Source organism: Pseudomonadota bacterium (assembly GCA_018823285.1).
Lineage (GTDB): Bacteria > Desulfobacterota > Desulfobulbia > Desulfobulbales > JAGXFP01 > JAHJIQ01.
In genome coordinates, this window is sequence record JAHJIQ010000050.1 from 1 (window position 1) to 18,035 (window position 18,035).

Consider the following 18,035-nt stretch of genomic DNA (forward strand, 5'->3'; position numbering starts at 1 on the left):
GTACGAGCAGGCAAGCTGCTCAACTCAGCTTTTCACCCTTCGGGTATAAGTTTCGTACGAGCAGGCAAGCTGCTCAACTCAGCTTTTCACCCTTCGGGTATAAGTTTCGTACGAGCAGGCAAGCTGCTCAACTCAGCTTTATACCGCAGTCCGTTCTCAGGAAAGGCGTGGCGCCGCATCTAATTTTTTCCTTTGAGCCGGATCATGGTTTCGGTAGCAGTTTTCAAGAAACTGTCTCGTGCTGGCCTCCCATGAATATCGGCCTGCCTCGGCCAGACAACCTTCCGGATGAACTCCAAGGGCCTGCAACACTGCAGACTCCAGATCTTCATCCAAAACACCGTTTACCCCCCCTTTAACAATCTGCAAGGGCCCGGTGACGGGAAAAGCGGCAATCGGCAAACCACAGGCATTGGCCTCCAGCATGACCACACCAAATGTATCCGTCCGACTTGGAAAGACAAACACGTCTGCCGCAGCCATGTATTTTGCTAGTTCGCTCCCGTGTTTAAATCCGGGGAAACAGACCTCTGGATACCGCTCCATCAGTTCACGGCGGGCAGGGCCGTCACCGACCACATACTTGGTGCCGGGCAGGTTAAGCTTCAGGAAGGCTTCAATATTTTTTTCCACCGCAACCCGTCCGGTAAACATTGCAATCGGACGAGTCGCTTTGATGAACTCTTTTCCCCGGGGTTTGAAAATATTTGTATCTACCCCCCTGGACCACAAGGCAATATTGGAAAAACCGTGGTTCTCAAGCTCTGCCTTCAGGCTGTTGCTGACAACCATTGTTCTCTTGGCCGGACGATGAAACCTTCGCACTACCTTATAGGAAAAAGCCAGAGGAACCGGAAACCGCAACCTCACATACTCCGGGAAACGCGTATGGTAGGACGTAGTAAAACCGATATCACGTTGCAGACAATACCGCCTCGCTGACCAGCCCAAGGGGCCTTCGGTTGCGATATGCACCACTTCAGGGGAAAACTCGTCCATTAACCGATTTAATTTTTTCCTGGGAAAAAGGGCCAGGGAAATCTCCGGATAAGAAGGACATGGGACCGTACGGAAATCTTCGGGGGTGACGACCAGCAACTGATTGCCCCAACTTTTCAGAAAATGAATCGTCTGGTTTAATGTCGTTACAACACCACTCACCTGAGGGTGCCAGGCATCAGTTATTATAGCAATGCGCATAGGCCGGCAAGTTCGGCAGGAGAGGCGGTTCAACAAAGAGGACTTCCTGCTGGTCGGCCCAATGCAGAATCCTGAGACTCCCCAGGTTGTCCTCGACAAGTACTGTGCAGCTTTCTACCCAGTCACCGGTATTACTGTAAAGATATCCTCCGATATTCTCGAACGAAGCGTGATGGATATGTCCGCAGATCAGACCATCAACCTCTCTACGTTCAGCTTCAAGAATGATTTCGCTTTTAAAATCGCCTATAAAGTTTACCACCACCTTGGCCTGATGCTTTAAAAACGCGGAAAGGGACCAGTACCCCCACCCGATCGACCTTCGAAAGTTGTTATAGTAGCGGTTCAGGCGAAGCAGGATTTGATAAGTGTTGCTTCCGAGCTTAGACAACCAGCGACTGTATGTCGCGACGGGATCAAACTCATCACCATGAAGGACTAAAAACTTCCGTCCATCGGCGGTAGTATGAACCGCATCACGAACGACCATCACCCCGTTGATTTCACTGCCGATATAATGGCGAAACAGTTGATCATGGTTCCCAGGAATATAATACACCTTCGTACCATCCCTGGCCTTATCCATGACCAGTTCGACTATCTCCTGGTTGATAACCGGCCAATGCCAGAAGGCGCCAACCTTCCAGAGATCAATGATATCCCCCACCAGATACAGATGTTCCGATCTGTTATTTTGGAGAAAATCAAGCAGATACCTGCTGTTCGTGTCCTTGGCGCCCAGGTGGGTATCTGATATCCAGATGGATCTATGCTCTTGCACCATTTATTCCCCCTCCTGCATGATCTTTCATAACTTCATACCTTCAAGAGATTAGGAAAAGGTAAAAACGGGATTAAATTCCTGTTTTTTCTTTCCGACCTGTTTCCAAGAGAAAAGCTTTATTGCCCATCCGCTAACACACTTTTCATCACTCTGTAATCCGATCCTAAAATCTAACGTCTATCATCAAGATCAGGAGCCTACAGGAGTTCAGGCCGTTTGCCGCCGACTTGAACGAACGGACAGGCAAGCAACATTTATCCAACTGCCAGCGAGGGAAACGATGGAAAGGCTAAACACGATCAGCGAATTCAAAGGGCGGACACAATTCACTTCACCGGTCTCAGGAGCAGTGGTACGAAAAAAATTCTGCACCAGGGTGGTTCCCTCAGTGCTTGAGGCCAACGCCAAGGGGCTTGATCTGGAAGTGGAATTCAAAAACGATCTTCCTGACAGCTTCTATGGCGATGAGGGATTTATCTATGAATTAACTTCAGACATCCTGAAGGCAAGCATTGCAAACACCGAGCGAGGAATCGTCAGGATTTCCGTCTCCCCGGATCTGTTCAAGGAAACCGGCGAGTGGTGGCTCACGATCATGGTTGATGACAGCAGCCCGGGCATTCCCCCCGATCAGATCAACTACATCTACGGCATGAACAGTGAATTGCATACCCTCTCCCCAGAGAGGTTTCCGCTGGTCGAAAATCTTCGCCGGCTGCGCGACAGATGCAAGATGCTCGGGGGTGATCTGATTGTCGCCAATATGTTCGCGGACAAGTATGCAGTCGGCGGTTGCTGTTCGGGGAGCCTCTATCTGGCAAGCATTCCATATCGAACCATCTCCGCTGCGCACTCCTCTTTCCGGAAAAACTACCTCGCCTGACCGCACACACCTCCGGGGCTCTCCCCCTTTTTTTCAATCCTGAAGCAGGATTGGAGGTTTCAATCCCTGCCGCAGACCGCAAATTATATCAGTAATCTGGTTGCACAGCAGAAAGGTCTGCGTTCAGGCGGTGCCTTGGAAGAACAAATTGCACTTGCCCCATCACCCGAAAGATTTCGCATTTTTTCGAAACCCGGGTTTGCAAAATTACAAAATCGGTCTGCAAAGTCGCCCTTTTGGTTATTCAATTTACCCCCAGGACCCGCAAAATATAAGAGTTCCCAAACAACACTACAGTGTGGCACAGGTGTTGCAAAACCTTACCGTAACAGTAACAAAAATTTTGTTTTGAAATTGAACTTCTGTAAACTGGAAAGGGGCGGATATGAAAAAGAAAATCACGGCATTCATCATCGGACTTCTCTTTGCAATCTCATCAACATCGCTTTGTCTGGCGCAGTCTGATGCAGGGGCAGGCATCGCCGCCGGAAGCGCTGCAGGCAATGCTGCAGTTGTCTCCACCGGCGTTGCCGTGGGTGGCATCGCCGCAGGTGCTGCGGAAGGAGGCGGGGTTAATGCCGCCGGAATCGGTATCGGTAAAATTACCGGAGCCCTTGCCGCCGTAGCGGTAGTCGCTTTAATCGCCATGGGTGGTTCTTCCAGCAGTGGCGGAAGCAGCCCCACCGCCGTCCAACATTAATCCCCTTGTATAAAAACTGAATTCTAGTTAAAAAAAGGCTGCTGCAAAGCAGCCTTTTTTGTTCGGAGTCTCTCGCCGTTCATATCATTTAATACCGGGGATTTTCTATGTATCGAAAGGCATCCGATCTCGTTTTTTTATTCGTTTTCACCTTCTCCCTCGGCTCATTTGCCAGTATTCATCAAAGCAGTGCTCAGGACATCCTTTCCCAAAGCCCATCCGGAGTGAGTGGCGGCGTGGTTAATTTGTCAGAGTCCCAGGTCAGGCAGCTTCAACAGCGCTCCCCGCTCATCATCCCGCAACATATCCGGTCTCTGATGACCGAAACAAACCGCTCGGCAGGCGCTTTGCCGACCAGCCGGGAGCATGAAACAGCCGATGCCGGCGGATCATCAGAGGACAGCGCGTCCCATGGGAGATCAAATCCGGCAACCGGCAACAAAACGCTCTCAACCACCGAACAGCTTTATCGACAACAATACAACTCCTCAATTGCTCAATCATTGACTCAATATGGTTATTCACTTTTTAATACCACCAGCCAATCAATCAGCCGCCTGGCTGTTCCCGGTCCCGACTATCTCGTCGGTCCGGGTGACACCCTGCATGTCAGATTCTGGGGAAGTGGTCTCGACACCGATTACACCGGCGTGATCAGTAAAGAAGGGACCCTCAGTCTCCCCAATCTCGGGGTCATCCCCCTTGCCGGGACACCTCTTGGCAAACTCGAAGGGGTCATTCTCCGCGAAGCGGAAAAATATACGCAGGGCGTCAACATCAATGTGGCTCTTTCAGAGTTGCGAAGCATGGAAATTTATGTGGTCGGCGAAGTTGAACGCCCGGGGCTCCATCTTATCCAGCCCTTTTCAACGGTCCTGAACGGCCTCATAACTGGAGGGGGGGTCAAGAAAAGCGGGTCGTTACGAAATATCAGCCTGGTTCGAGACGGGGTAACGATTCAGACAATTGATCTCTATTCCTTGCTGCTCAAAGGGTCACGTGATGCCGACGTGGTTTTGAAGGACGGGGATGTTCTTTTTGTCCCTCGCCTTGGCCATACCGCCGCCATCGCCGGCGCAGCCGCCCAGCCTGCCATTTATGAACTCGCCGGTGAAACCTCTGTGGCAGACCTTCTGCAACTGGCAGGCGGCGCATTACCCCAGAGCTTTACCGTGAAAATGCTCCTCCGCAGATTCAACGAAAACCAGGAGTTTGTGGTCTCGGATCTCGACAGCAGGGCAAAGGACCTTGATCTGGCACAAGTCGCCATCCGGAACGGCGACCTCCTTGAACTGCAATTTGTCGACGCTTCATGGCCGCAAGTCATTCGTCTGCAGGGAAATGTCTGGGCGGAAGATGTTTTCACATTCAGACCCGGTCTGCAGCTTTCCGACATCCTTACCGGACCGGAACTTTTCAAACCCGACACCATTACCGACTTTGCCCTTCTGCACCGCTATGACGTAGCAACAACCCGGTATCGGGTTGAGCGTTTTCCCCTGAAGGACGTCATGAGCGGTTCATACAATACCGCTCTCAACCCCTACGACAGAATCGAAATCCTGTCCCGGACTCAATTCAACATAACCGAACCGGTGAAACTCGTCGGCAGTGTCTGGCAACCCGGAGAATATATCTTTACTCCGGGGCTTACTTTAGCGGATCTGATCGGGATGTCGGGCGGGTTCAAATTTGATGCCGACAGCACCCGCCTTGATCTAAGCCGCCAGATTATCAACAACGGTTCCGTGTCCACTGTCCATCAGACCTTGTCTTTCAAGGATGATGGAGCTTTTCAATTACAGCCGTACGACTACGTCTACGTTCGGCAGATCAGGGATGCGGCCAGCTTCAAAAGCGTTTCCATCGGTGGAGAAGTCAGATTTCCCGGCTCCTACCGGATCAAAGACGGAGAGCGTCTTTCCGACCTGATTGAACGGGCCGGAGGTTTTACAGAGAACGCTTATTTTCATGGGGCCTATTTCACCTCTGAAAAGGCCCGGGAACTCCAGCAGACCAGTATCAATGACATGGTCAATGACCTTGAGGTGAAGGTCCAGTCGGTCCTTGCTGAGCAGGTCCATCTCATCTCAAACGCCAATGAATCGCAACCGATGGCCGAACAGCAGGCCTTGACCGGGCTCGTGGAAAGGTTGCGGTCCGTCAAGGCAAAAGGGCGAATCAATATCACCCTGGCCCCGCTTGCAACATTCAGGAACAGTGTTTTTGATTTTGAACTGCGGGATGGGGACACCCTTACGATTCCGGAGCAGCCGAATTTTGTTTCGGTAGTCGGCAGTGTATACAGTGCAAATTCCTTTCTGTACCAGACTAAATATACCCTCGAAGATTACCTTGCCCTGGCAGGCGGTCCCACCAAAACCGCAGACGCCGACAACATCTATCTGATGAAAGCAAACGGCGAGGTCGTTGCCTCTTCCCAGAGCGGCATGTTCAGCAGCTTCGGCAAAACAAAAATGATGCCGGGTGATACCATCGTTGTTCCCGAGGACCTGGAGCGTATTCCCGCCTTGAAATTGATCAGGGATATCTCGGACATCGTTTTCAAAATTGCCACAACCGCGGGAATTGCTTTCGCGATATAATGAACTCAACTTTCCGAAATGTCTTATGGTGTTGATTTGCTGTTACAAAATGGTTCAGAGTCGTTGTGACATTCCATGATGAGAATTCAGAAGCCAGTAGCCGGAAGCCAGAATGACTGATTTTAAAGCTTTTCTCCTGGCTTCTGACTCCTGGCTTCTGGCTACTTGTGGAACACATGCACGAACAAATCGCCGAACCCCCTTTATTTCACCCTTCGGGTACTCACTTCAGTACCCCCTTGAGGGGTATAAGTTTCGTAAGAGCAGGCCAGCTGCTCAACTTAAGCTTTATCGGGAGATCAGCCAAACTCGGAAAGTTGTGTAATGAATCACAAGCACCTCCGCATTAGTGTACAATAAGATAACCCTGTGGCCGCCGCGTCTCTCGGTGAAAGATTATTCATACAGCGCCAGCAAGATATGACCGAACCTGAAAACACCGATAAAACCGTATCCGCATATTCGCCTTTCCCTATACAGGGTCATCGGGGAGATGAAGTCGATCTGCTTGAATACTGGCGGGTCATATGGAGAGGCAGACTGTTTATTCTTCTGTTTGTAACCCTCTCCGTACTTGCCTCCTTGGCAATCAGCTACTTTGTTCTGGAGGAAACGTATCAATCAACCGCCACCCTCATCCCCATCAAGGATGAAAGTTCCTCTCTGGGTAAATTGAACGGCCTGATCGGCAACCTTCCATTACCGATCTCCATTCCCGGGCAGGGAAAAAACAATATCATGACCTTTCTTGACAGCCGTACGTTGAAAGAGAGACTGATCACGAAATACGATATGCTGCCTGTTCTCTATCCAGACCTCTGGGATTCCGGCAAAAAGCAATGGCTGGTCAGCGCTCCGGAAAAAAAACCCACATTGGTTACCGCTCTGCAGGAAGAAAAGATTGAGGATTTCTACTCTTCCCGCCAGGACCCGAAAAACGAACTGATCACTATTGACTGGGAAGGAAGGGATCCCGGGTATTGTGCCCGGATGGTCAATCACGTCATTGCCGAGCTCACCTTTTTCCTTGAAAATGAGTACGACTCCAATGCCAAACGGGAACGGGAATTTGTTGAAAAGCAACTGGAAAAAACCACCGCGGAACTTGAATATTGGGAACGACAGATCCCCGATGAAAAATTGACCCTTTCAAAAATATCGCGGGAGAGGATCACCGCCCAGACTGTCTATACCGAATTGCGCAAGCAACTGGAGCTGGCCAAAATTTCCGAGGCCAGAAAACTCGAATCCTTCAAGGTTCTGGATAAACCCTTCATTCCGGAAAAACCCTTTCAACCCAAAAAATTACTGATTGTTGCCCTCACCGCCTTCTGCTCAACGTTTATCGCCCTGTTTCTCGTCTTTTTCCATAACTTCCTGCGCACTGCCAGACAGCGGGAAGCATCCACGCCGGATTTTTCCTGAGCGCCATTATGCAGTGTGGCTGATGCGGTATCTACTCGTCATACTTGCTGCGTTCTGGATAGGGGGGCTTTCCCCCCGGGCGACCGCCGGTGAGATCCCTCCTCCCCTCCCTTCTCTGCAGTCCTACACCGGTCTCTGGGACATGCCGACCGCAAGGATTCTCCCGGACTGGAACGTCCGTTTCAAATATGGAAAAGCCGAGCCATTCCGTTATTACGGGGTGGCCCTCGGCCTGTTTGACCGGCTGGAAATTCACGGCCAGTTCACGGAAAACTCCAACCTGTTCCCCTTTAAAGACCAGGGCTACGGGTACCATAAAGACCGTAATGCCGGAGCCCGGCTCGTGCTCACCAGAGAAGATGAATTTTTCCCCCAGACGGCGATAGGGATCTACGACCCGATCGGAACCTCCCTCTTCCCGTCCCGTTACCTTGTTCTGTCAAAAGGCATGCACAAATTCGACCTCACCCTGGGGGCCGGTCAGGGCTTGATGGGCGGAGAATCCCTTGACGACATTTCCAGAAAGCGAAAGGGGGAAACATTTGACACCACCTTTCTTTTCTCCCGCCTCGGCAGGAAAACACGATTATTCGGCGGTCTGGAATATCATCACCGTCCGGACCTCACATTCTCTGCGGAATATTCATCTTTTAAATATGAAGGGATGCACGGTTCACCGGACAAGGCCCGCTGGCCGGTCAACCTCGGCCTAAAGTACAAGGTCGGGAAACATCTCTATCTTCAGGGCGGATATATGCGGGGAGAGGAATGGAGTATCGGGCTGTCCCTTGATCTTCCTCTGGAGCCGGAAGGATTGCTTCCCTGGACGAAGGAAGCGCCATATTCCACTACCGAAAAGAACAAATGGCAGGCCCATGCGGCGGACAACAGAGATCTGGCCGAGTTGCTGGCAACCGAACTCAAGGGGGACGGGTTCCTCAATGTCACCGCTTCCGTCAATGACCGGGAGATCTACATCGAATTTATTAACGCAAAGTATCTTTCCCACGCCAAGGCCTTCGGCAGGGTGGCAAAGGTTCTGGACACCCTGGCGCCGGAGAGAATCGAAACCTTCTATCTCAACCTGATGTCCCAGGGCCAGGTCATCCAGTCGATGAAGTCCACCAGAGAGGAACTGCGGGCCTTCATGACCCGTAAAACCGACAAGAATTCCTTCCTGAAATTCACCGAGCTCTCCCAGTACAATGCGTCTCAGAAGAAGGATTTCTTCACCCCTGAAAAGAATATCGGCAGTTATCATTTTCAGGACGACCGGCTCAACTGGGACATGAACCTCAAAATTAAAACCCTGCTGAACGATCCTTCGGGTTTTTTCAGGCACAAGATTTTCCTCCAGCCCAGAGCATCCATCTCTCCATGGAAAAACGGGCTGCTCATCGGCGAACTTGAGTTCACCCTTCTGAACGAATGGGATGAAGTGCCCTATGATAATCTTGAGCCGGACCCCGCCCGGACCGATTTCATCCTGTATGAACGGGAGTCCCGGGCCCGGGTCTCAACCCTCGCCTATGATCAGCACCTCAATCTGCCGTATCATGTTCTGGGACGGTTCTCCGCCGGTATTTTCGAAAGCGCATACGCCGGAGTCGGCGGGGAAGTGTTCCGGTATTTCAAGGATGGCCGCCTTGGTCTGGGGCTCGAGGGTGAATTCGTCCGGAAAAGGGACACCGCGAACAACTTTAAACTTCACGATGAAATCAGCAAAACCTATGAAACGTACTACCTGAATCTCTATGGGCAACTCTGGCCCAGCCTCGGGCTTGAGGCAGGCCTGAAGATCGGGCAGTTTCTGGCCGGTGATTTCGGAGTCAGAACCGAACTGCGCCGCTCTTTCAAATATTTCACCATCGGTGCATGGTACACCCATACCGACACCGACCATCTGGTTTCGGAGTTAAACAGGGGAAACAACGAGAAAGGGGTTTTTATCCGCATCCCCCTTTCTCTTTTCAAAGATCGGGACCAGCGGGGGAGCCTCCAGTATGCATTCACCAGCTTCACCAGGGATCCGGGACAGTCCGTCAGACAACCCAGCCAACTGTATCCGATGGATCCTTACCGGAGTGTCAACCACACCAGGGCCCATCTTGAGGACATGACGCGATGATGAATAACCTCAAAACAGCGCTGTCTGCAGCGGCAATCCTCCTCGCATCCTGCACCTCCTCGCCAAACCTCTGGTACAAGGCCGGGGCCACCCAGCACGACTTCAATCTCGACTCAAGGGAATGCGAAATCATCGCAGAAAAATTTGCCCTGCAGCAGAGCGAAACCGGGAAGAGTATTGATCCGGCCAACTTCTCCCGCCACTATCTGCAATGTATCAACGACAAGGGGTGGAGCCGAAACCGACCTGTGGCAGACCGGACAGCTGATCATCCTGCCGTTCCGTCAAACCCGTTAAACATCAGACACGATGGGAGCAGTCTGCACGGTTTCGGGCGCCAGGTTGCATTGCCCGAGAATTTCACCCTGCTGAAAAACCGGCTGACAAGCCTCAAGCCAACGATCATGCAACAGTTTCTCTGGGGGAATGAAGACAACACGTTCATCAGCATTATCTTTCAGAGAAACGACGCAACACGATTCGATATCACCCCTTACCCGCTCGCCGAGCCTTATCGGTTGTACACTTCAAAAACCGGTAACAACACCGGAGATCTCCTGCAATGGTCCGCTTTCTTCGGCCAGATCCAGACTGAATGGGTCATGGGAGTGGGCTCATATTATCTGACAAACAAAACCGAGCGCATCATCATCGTCATCACCAGAAAACTCGACCCCCCCGCCGCCGCACCGCCGGCAAACCTCGCTTTAAGCAGGAACCAGCATGAACAGATCGAAGCCTTTTCCAGTCGCTGGGTCGCCTGGCTGGAATCACAATTCCCCGAGCAGAAAACCTGGAAAGACCGGTTGCCGGCATATTTCATGACTCTCTTTGATAAAATGTTCAACGCCTCTTAAACAGACCCGGATTTCATCCGGAGCCGCTATCCTCCGGGGCTGGTTTTCAGGAAAACTTTTTCTGGTATTCAGCCGGTACACATTGTACGATACCGTATCCGGGCCGGGAAAACCCGGTCGGAGAAATAAACAATCCAACGCCTCCTCATAACGTAAAACCCATTGAACGCGCCTGATTACCTGATAGTCTTCTGCAGCCTGGGACTGTATTTTTACACAGCTCTTCTGCTCTCCCTTGTTCTCACCCCTCTTTCAAGTAAAATCGCCCGGATCATCGGCATCCTCGATCTCCCCGATGCCCGCAAAGTACATATCAACACCGTCCCGCGGATGGGAGGCCTGGCAATGGCCTTCTCCGTTCTGCTGTCGCTTGTCCTTCTCATCAAATCAACCCCGTTTTTCTGGGCCTTCGGCACCGGGGCCGTTGTGATCGTTAATGTCGGCCTGATGGATGACAAAATCTCGATCTCTCCGTTTATGAAATTTGCCGGAGAGATTACCGCCGTCCTTATTTTTATTCTCATCTGCGGAATCAAGCTCACCCACTTCGGAAACCTTTTCGGCCCGGGCGATATCAGGACCGGGCCCCTTGCCATGGCGATAACGATATTCGCCATGGTGGGGTTCATAAATTCACTCAACCTGTCGGACGGGCTGGATGGCCTTGCCGCCGGGATCAGTGTGATCGCCTGCATTTTTTTCATGCCTCTCGCTTTTATCTCCAGGCAATGGGAGGTGTTGGGAGTGTCGGTAATCCTGCTCGGGGTCATTCTTGGTTTCCTTCGTTACAATACCTACCCGGCAAAATTATTCATGGGAGATTCCGGCAGCCTGCTCCTCGGGTTTTCCCTGGCCTGCATTGCGGTCGCAATGGTCCAGGAGAACCCCGCCGGGCAGCAGATCCAGCCGATCACCCTCTTCTGGTTTTTAAGTCTGCCGGTAGCGGATACTCTTTACGTTATGGTCAAACGGCTGCTTGACGGGAAGAGTCCGGTCCGGCCGGATAAAACGCACCTCCATCATCGCCTGCTAGCGCTTGGCTTCACGCACTCAATGACGGTCACGATTATCTACGGGGCGCTGTTCGGGCTCGGGATGATCGGCTGGTGGCTCAAGGACCGGCAGGAATGGGTTCAATTCTACTTATTGTTCGCAGTCTATCTGGTGTTTTACACGGGATTGTTCCTGCTTGAGAAGAAAGCTGTCTCTTTTGCGAGGAAAACCCCGGCAACCAGAACTCGTGTATCGAAACGGTCTTTTCGCTTCAAACTTATCAGGTGGATCGGGAAAAACGATCAATACCCGCCATATATCCTCGCCCTGTCACTTGTTCTTCCCGTGTTCTTTCTCCCGCCCGTAACAAAGCCTTTCGGGCTTTTCAGCGCGGCGGTAGCAATATTTGTCCTGACCCTTTATCCCTGGAATGGCGGCAAAAATGACACCGGGATGGCCCATTCCCTGATCTTCCTCTCCCTGTTCTCACTTTTGCTCCTCTACATCTTCAACCCCAACCATCCGCTCTGGATCCATTATTACCTAACCTGCCTCAGCATCCTGTCTCTTTTCTGGGTCATCTGCCGGGTCGCATACAACCGTCGCTACAAGGTTATCCTGCCGACCAGTTTTGAACTTTTACTGATTGTCATTTCCTGGTGTATTCCCCTGCTCTGGGGGCGGATGCTGGAGCTGGATCCCAATATCCAGCAGAACCTAGTGATCGCGTGCGTACTCTCGATCCCGATTCTGGCAGGAGCAAAAATGATGCTGCGCCGACAGGTGCGAAGAAACACCAAACTGATCGCCTGCCTGCAGGTTGCAATAGTTCTATTGGGAGTAAGGGCTTTCTGGTAGAAGTTTTATAGAAGTAGTAATTACGGACCACCCTCTCCCTTCTCCTCCGCCACCACAATTATCTCGGAGTGAGGGATAATCGTTCCCAGAATGGAAAGCAGCTTGCCATAAACCCCCACCCCGAAAAACTTAAATACAGGCAGGAAAATCCTCCTGCCGTTATATCGGTTAATTCTCGCCTCCGTCACACGGTAGCCCAAGGAAGTCAAAAGGTTCCCAATCGTCTGCCGGTTCCAGCAGTACAGGTGGTGGTCTATGTCTCCCGGGTCGATTTTCTTGTAAGGCGATTCAACCGGCAGAACCAGCACCAGCTTTCCCCCTTGGGCCAACATATTGCGAACAGTAACCAGAAACTGGCGGGGCTCATTGGTGTGTTCCAGGACGTGGCGCATCAGGATATAGTCAAAGCGGACGTCGGTGGGCAAATCGTCCAGGGATGAAACAGCTTTTATCCCGAGCTTTCGGCAATGCTCCCTGGCCTCTTCAGCCGGCTCAACGGCAACCACGTCGGCCAACTTGTTGACGCTACTCAGGTTGATACCCGTTCCGGCCCCGATTTCCAGCACCTTGTGAGCGGAGGTCACCTCGCTGAGATACGTCGCTTGGGCATACCTTCCCCAGGCCGTTATGAGATCTTCATTTCCGAAGATCTCGCCATGTCTCAGCCGGTGGTATTGATCCCCTTCTTGTCCCGTATAATTAATCGTACCCATCAGACCTTCCTTTTCAACTTGGGCGGAGAGAAATCCTGAATAGTCCCCCCCCACCTTCGTTTGTTTTCATTTAACACTTTCATCTAAATCCAGCCTTTTGAAGCAGTACTTTGAACACGAACAGAGGCAAGGTCATCTGTCTCTTTATTCTCGCCCATGACGGGTCCTGAATAAGGCGAAACAACCATTCCAGCCCCAGCCCCATCAACCATTTCGGTGCCCTCCGCCTTTTCCCGGCAACAAAATCGAGCGCACCGCCATTGCCCAGACAGACAGGGACATTCAATTCCCGGAAATATTTCTGAATCCACATCTCCTGTATGTACATACCGAGACACACCATCAGGATGTCCGGCTTTTTGTTCTTGATATCCGCAACGATTTCCTTTTCGTCGTCGCTGGAGAAAAATCCATGGTGTATCCCGACAATGTTGACGCCAGGATACCGATTGGCCAGGCTGGATGCTGCCTCCTCTGCTATTCCCGGTTCGCCACCAAGAAAGTACATTGAGTATCCTTTTTCCGCGGAGAGCCGCCCGAAAGATTCAGACAAATCCGTGCCGGTTACCCGCTCTTTTAAAGGATGTCCCAAAACCCGGGCTGCCAGCAGGAGACCCACCCCATCGGGAGTAACGAGATCTGCCCTATTGATAAAATCCCGATATTCCGGTTTCCTCCGCGCGTACAAAACCATCTCGGGATTCGCGCAGACCATAATATGAGACTGTCCGGACCGGATAAACTCTTCCACCTTTTCCAGAACCTCCACATACGAAAGGTTATGGATGTTTATATCGAGAATCCTGAGTGTCTTGTCCATTTTCAATATGAAATCCCTATTTGTGGCGAACGTAATCTGTTATCAGAAAAACCTTCAAGAAACTCTAAACTACCCGTGATGGTGCCGGGAAAAAAGACTCGATTGCAGCCTCTTCCTGTTATTTGCAGCGAGCATCACCAGATAACCCAACATCACATAATAAAATGGCAATACTTTATATCGGTCGGTGATAGCCGACGAAAACCCGAAAACCAGGGGGACGGATATAATAAGGAGAAACATCGCTCCGGCAAAAGTGGCGACATATCTGTCTGCATGAGTTTTCCAAATCCTGTAAGACAATCTCCCCGTATAAAGAACAGATACCATATACAGGAGCCATCCGAGAACCCCCCACTTGATCAGATAATGTCCGTAACTCGTTTCAATGACCGGCAGCACCTTGCCGATTTCTCCTCTGTTGGGACCTATCCCGATCGGGAAGTTCTCAAGCATGATGTGCCATGCCAGTTTGAGTTCAATAACTCTGTGAGAAGCAGAGGGGGCCTCAACTCCTTCCTCATAAAGTTTAGACACGTAAGCGAAATTAAATTTTTGACCCTCAATAAAATTGAGAGCGAGATATACGACGAGTCCGGACATAAGAGCAATGAAAGTGTAATACAGTAAGCCCCTCCCTCGCTTATACATAAAAGAAGCCACCGCAAGCATCACCGCAACGGTCACAAGCCCGCCTCTGGACAGCGTCAGGATTAACGCTGTTGTCATTAGAAGCAATCCCGCAACAATCCTCCATTTGCCAAAAAGCCTGTAACGGAGAGAAAGAAACAGGAAATATATGAAAAACGACAGGAAAAAGGAAAAGTCGGCAGGATAACCAAAGGTTCCAGACCAGCGGAAGAAATGAAAGAGCTGAATATCGTCGCTCATTCGTCCTTTATAAATATTCACCAGAGGCCAGAAGCAGTCGAAATAAACAAGGGAAGAAAAGGCGATTTGTATCATGCAAAAGATTAATAAATATTTGAAAAATTTCCTGAATTGCATCTCGTCAAGAGGGAAAAAAAGAGGAAAAACAAAGTAGCAGAAATAAACGATTGGCCTGGCCAGATCCACGAGATCCGACATCTGTAAATTGCCGGAATGCGCGAGAGTGACCACACCGTAATAAGCTAATGTCAACAAAAGGTATATCAAGAAACAATCTAGATACTTACGCTCAACACAGGGTTGCCTCTGAAAGAATACGATAGCAACTGAGAAAAAAACGAAAAAAAACACATGCATGACTCGTTGGGCCAGAGAGGTGCTTCCTGCAAGAGACATCACAGATGGATACAGGGTGAGAAGAAACCAGAAGAGAACATGGACATTGAAGTTAATCTTCGAATTTTTAACACTGAACATTATTTGCTTTTACCAGTAAAACAGTTCCAGACTGACCCGCTGAAAACACATTCCATGAAATCTCCGGGATTGGGCACCCAGGCAACGCCACTGTTACCCCTTAATGAGGTTTGCGCAAAATCCAAGGTCGTTTTCGCACTGTCGAAAACAACCATAATCCGTTGCCCTTCAAAGCCGTCGTCAAAACCGGTGATTATTGTCTCCTGCCTGTTCGCAACTCTGAAATGAGCTCCGTTCAGTACGCTGGGAGTTGAATCTCCGTCAGCAAACAACTCAAAGGTTAGGTCAAAGCTGTTGCCGCTATGAACAATCAATACTTTGTCACCCGATCTGGATATTGCGATCTCTGCGCCACTCACTTTGTTGCCTGTAAGATGGATAGACCCTCCGCCATTGCCTCCTGCCCCAAAGAATGTTCCGGATCCGGGGAATCTGGCTATGTTATTCCCGACAATTACTTCAGCCATTGTCACCCCCCAGCCGGAAGTCACCGATATGCCTCGATAAATTTTACCTTCAATCTTTCGGGGAAGGCTGATGATATTGTCGTTTATAAGACATGGGACATTGTCGCTGATTGCGCCAATAACTATACCGGAGGCAACTCCTCCGGTAGAATTCAACCCGAAGTTATCTATCGTGTTACCTAATATCTGACTATTCCACCCTCGACCGAAAAATATCCCGTCAAGACCTGCTCCATAGATGTAGTTTCCCAGAGCCTTCCAGCCCGCGCCTCGGGCTATATAAATACCGTATTCGCCACAGGAGCCGATTTCGTTATCGATAAGGTAGCCGTCAGTGAGAATACTTCCGTGGTCATCTCCCCTGATGCCTGAGCCACCGCATTTGATAAACTTGCAATGGATGACCTTATTGCCAACTGCAGTTTTCTTGATTGTGGCTCCAACACTGTTCTGGTCTGTAAATCTTATGCCGTCACCCGTTGTTCCGAAAACCGTAATATTTTCAAAAACAGAATAATAGTTCATACTGAGTACACCATGGGTTTGGGCGTTTTTGTTGTTTTCCTTGTTGCCATGGATAAGGAGATCACGGAAAATCACCCTGTTATCGGCAAAAACCCCATTCTTCACCCAGCCCGAGGAGACGAAGATCGCCCCAGAGATATTCGAGCTGTCCATCTGTTTAATTACGGTGCCACTTCCGCTGTGGGAGTCGCCAATATAAGAGCGATCGGGACCAAATACGATCTTGGCAGACGTCAGGTACGTGCCACCACCAAATCTGATAACAGAACCTTCGGGTGATGCATCGATGGATTTCTGAATCGCCGGTCCTGCATCTGTCAGATTATCGGCAACCGCCCCCCACCATTCAGGATGCACTTCCTTTACAGACCTCTGACCTATACTGACCGAACCTGTGCCGCTGAATATCTGGTAAAGGCCAGCGTCCAAAGGCCCATTGATAGCGACCTTCACTCCAGAACGAACATCGAGTTCTCCACCATTCAGGAACATCAGCCCGACATTTTGAGGAACCGTCTTGTCTTCCAGAACAATAGTCTGATTATTGATAAGAAGGGTCGACCTTCTGCCGCCGATTGCGTCAATTGCCGAGGAAAATGAGGTATAACTACCCGCGTCCACTATATTGCCCCCAGTCGCCAGATCAAGCCCCTGCGCATCCTCTACGGAACCGATCGGAGAGAGCCAGACTGCAAAAGAAAGAAAGAGAAAAACCTTGGAAAAATTGAACGTTGCTTTCATATCTCTCCCCTAATACTCCACCAGCCAACCCGGCAACTGTGGAGTGTTTTTCTCCCGCAATAAAACCCCAAGTCTTCTGTTCGGCTCTCTGTAATAATCCTCAAGATAACTCCGAATTCGTGGAGGGCAGGTCTCCCTCTTACCTTTTGAATTTACCGCATAATAAATTTCACTTAAAGCACGCTTTAAGTTTGGGTGTCTGAGCAGAAACGGCTCGCCATTTTTGACAATTGCCCTCGCGAGCTGTTGCATCGTGCTGGATCGTACCTGTAGCGCTTTATTGGAATGCGGCATCCTTTCAGCTATCCCCTCAGGGGGAAGATGGAGCCAGGCAAGCAGTTCCCTCAAAGTTTCAGGCTGATCCCTGACAAGATCATCATAAAACATGATATAGATGCTATCCTCGCCCGCAACCTCGTACCACTGCTCAAGGTAGTCAGCATACTTTCCCTCCACAAGAATTGCATAGTGGAGATCGTCGAAACCCTGAAGCGATTCAATGGTAACCCCGAGTGAGCGGGTGAGATAATCATCGCATGTCAAAGATTCGTCCTGCAAGACTTTACTCCGGATATGCCAGTACCCGGAAATATATCGCTCTACAGGATCTCGGAGGATGAATACAACCCTGAAGTCCCCAAGCACCTTTTTTATCGCGTCCGCAACCTTTCTCCCCCCAAGCAGATACGCAGGGGTCGCCTCCAGTACGTACTTTTGACCGGTAAAACCTGCAAATAATTTTGTGTAGGTTTCTATTGGAGCAAGGGGCTGGTTAAAAAGCGGGTTGAGAAAATAACCGGTTTCTTTCTTTTGCGAACCGCAGACCAATGGATGACTCGACAAATATGCGAACAAGGATGTTGTTCCCGTACGCCCCGGCCCACCGAGAAGCAGGTTGGGCAACACACCCGATTTACATTCATCCGCACTCACAAAATATTCCTCAAGGATTCGATTACAGTTCCGG

Annotated in this window: 14 protein-coding genes; 7 read left to right on the forward strand and 7 right to left on the reverse strand. The window is 50.4% G+C overall.

What is annotated here, in order from left to right:
* Positions 1-156: 156 nt before the first annotated feature.
* Positions 157-1,200, reverse strand: coding sequence for a glycosyltransferase family 1 protein (locus tag KKG35_12005; protein MBU1738850.1), 1,044 nt, complete (start codon positions 1,198-1,200; stop codon positions 157-159).
* On the reverse strand, positions 1,178-1,984 hold the full coding sequence (locus KKG35_12010) for a UDP-2,3-diacylglucosamine diphosphatase (GenBank protein MBU1738851.1): 807 nt from the start codon (positions 1,982-1,984) through the stop codon (positions 1,178-1,180). Before KKG35_12010 ends, KKG35_12005 begins: the two co-directional genes overlap by 23 nt.
* A gap of 280 nt (positions 1,985-2,264) precedes the next feature.
* On the opposite strand from KKG35_12010, the gene KKG35_12015 reads away from it, so the two are divergent.
* From KKG35_12015 to KKG35_12045, 7 genes are all read left to right on the forward strand, one after another.
* Positions 2,265-2,867: a hypothetical protein gene (locus tag KKG35_12015; protein ID MBU1738852.1), complete on the forward strand. Its 603-nt coding sequence runs from the start codon at positions 2,265-2,267 to the stop codon at positions 2,865-2,867.
* 385 nt (positions 2,868-3,252) lie between these two features.
* On the forward strand, positions 3,253-3,567 hold the full coding sequence (locus tag KKG35_12020) for a hypothetical protein (GenBank protein MBU1738853.1): 315 nt from the start codon (positions 3,253-3,255) through the stop codon (positions 3,565-3,567).
* 317 nt (positions 3,568-3,884) lie between these two features.
* The gene (locus tag KKG35_12025) at positions 3,885-6,173 is read left to right on the forward strand and encodes an SLBB domain-containing protein (GenBank protein MBU1738854.1); all 2,289 of its coding nucleotides are present in this window, start codon (positions 3,885-3,887) and stop codon (positions 6,171-6,173) included.
* A 420-nt stretch (positions 6,174-6,593) separates the two neighbouring features.
* A complete protein-coding gene (locus KKG35_12030; protein MBU1738855.1) occupies positions 6,594-7,598 on the forward strand; it encodes a hypothetical protein in 1,005 nt (334 codons plus the stop codon).
* 22 nt (positions 7,599-7,620) lie between these two features.
* On the forward strand, positions 7,621-9,726 hold the full coding sequence (locus KKG35_12035; GenBank protein MBU1738856.1) for a YjbH domain-containing protein: 2,106 nt from the start codon (positions 7,621-7,623) through the stop codon (positions 9,724-9,726).
* Positions 9,723-10,583 carry a hypothetical protein gene (locus KKG35_12040; protein MBU1738857.1) on the forward strand — a complete coding sequence of 287 codons (861 nt, stop codon included), beginning with the start codon at positions 9,723-9,725 and terminating at the stop codon, positions 10,581-10,583. Before KKG35_12035 ends, KKG35_12040 begins: the two co-directional genes overlap by 4 nt.
* A gap of 162 nt (positions 10,584-10,745) precedes the next feature.
* A complete protein-coding gene (locus tag KKG35_12045; GenBank protein MBU1738858.1) occupies positions 10,746-12,434 on the forward strand; it encodes an undecaprenyl/decaprenyl-phosphate alpha-N-acetylglucosaminyl 1-phosphate transferase in 1,689 nt (562 codons plus the stop codon).
* A 20-nt stretch (positions 12,435-12,454) separates the two neighbouring features.
* Here KKG35_12045 and KKG35_12050 read toward each other — a convergent pair whose 3' ends face one another.
* The 5 genes from KKG35_12050 to KKG35_12070 all read right to left on the reverse strand — a co-directional run bounded on the left by KKG35_12050 (position 12,455) and on the right by KKG35_12070 (position 18,001).
* Positions 12,455-13,147 (reverse strand): class I SAM-dependent methyltransferase, encoded by a 693-nt coding sequence (locus tag KKG35_12050; GenBank protein MBU1738859.1) that lies wholly within the window; start codon positions 13,145-13,147, stop codon positions 12,455-12,457.
* A 79-nt stretch (positions 13,148-13,226) separates the two neighbouring features.
* Positions 13,227-13,967, reverse strand: coding sequence for a WecB/TagA/CpsF family glycosyltransferase (locus tag KKG35_12055; protein ID MBU1738860.1), 741 nt, complete (start codon positions 13,965-13,967; stop codon positions 13,227-13,229).
* 69 nt (positions 13,968-14,036) lie between these two features.
* Positions 14,037-15,335 (reverse strand): O-antigen ligase family protein, encoded by a 1,299-nt coding sequence (locus KKG35_12060; protein MBU1738861.1) that lies wholly within the window; start codon positions 15,333-15,335, stop codon positions 14,037-14,039.
* Positions 15,335-17,068, reverse strand: coding sequence for a right-handed parallel beta-helix repeat-containing protein (locus KKG35_12065; protein MBU1738862.1), 1,734 nt, complete (start codon positions 17,066-17,068; stop codon positions 15,335-15,337). The genes KKG35_12060 and KKG35_12065 overlap by 1 nt, the downstream gene beginning before the upstream one ends.
* Before the next feature lie 9 nt (positions 17,069-17,077).
* A complete protein-coding gene (locus tag KKG35_12070) occupies positions 17,078-18,001 on the reverse strand; it encodes a sulfotransferase (GenBank protein ID MBU1738863.1) in 924 nt (307 codons plus the stop codon).
* Between the last annotated feature and the right edge of the window lie 34 nt (positions 18,002-18,035).

Bases quoted from the DNA above. Each gene is read 5' to 3' on its own strand.
- KKG35_12055 (MBU1738860.1), bottom strand. From the start codon at position 13,967: ATGGACAAGACACTCAGGATTCTCGATATAAACATCCATAACCTTTCG.
- KKG35_12065 (MBU1738862.1), bottom strand. From the start codon at position 17,068: ATGAAAGCAACGTTCAATTTTTCCAAGGTTTTTCTCTTTCTTTCTTTT.
- KKG35_12030 (MBU1738855.1), top strand. From the start codon at position 6,594: ATGACCGAACCTGAAAACACCGATAAAACCGTATCCGCATATTCGCCT.
- KKG35_12060 (MBU1738861.1), bottom strand. From the start codon at position 15,335: ATGTTCAGTGTTAAAAATTCGAAGATTAACTTCAATGTCCATGTTCTC.
- KKG35_12040 (MBU1738857.1), top strand. From the start codon at position 9,723: ATGATGAATAACCTCAAAACAGCGCTGTCTGCAGCGGCAATCCTCCTC.
- KKG35_12020 (MBU1738853.1), top strand. From the start codon at position 3,253: ATGAAAAAGAAAATCACGGCATTCATCATCGGACTTCTCTTTGCAATC.
- KKG35_12050 (MBU1738859.1), bottom strand. From the start codon at position 13,147: ATGGGTACGATTAATTATACGGGACAAGAAGGGGATCAATACCACCGG.
- KKG35_12010 (MBU1738851.1), bottom strand. From the start codon at position 1,984: ATGGTGCAAGAGCATAGATCCATCTGGATATCAGATACCCACCTGGGC.
- KKG35_12025 (MBU1738854.1), top strand. From the start codon at position 3,885: ATGACCGAAACAAACCGCTCGGCAGGCGCTTTGCCGACCAGCCGGGAG.
- KKG35_12015 (MBU1738852.1), top strand. From the start codon at position 2,265: ATGGAAAGGCTAAACACGATCAGCGAATTCAAAGGGCGGACACAATTC.
- KKG35_12035 (MBU1738856.1), top strand. From the start codon at position 7,621: ATGCGGTATCTACTCGTCATACTTGCTGCGTTCTGGATAGGGGGGCTT.
- KKG35_12005 (MBU1738850.1), bottom strand. From the start codon at position 1,200: ATGCGCATTGCTATAATAACTGATGCCTGGCACCCTCAGGTGAGTGGT.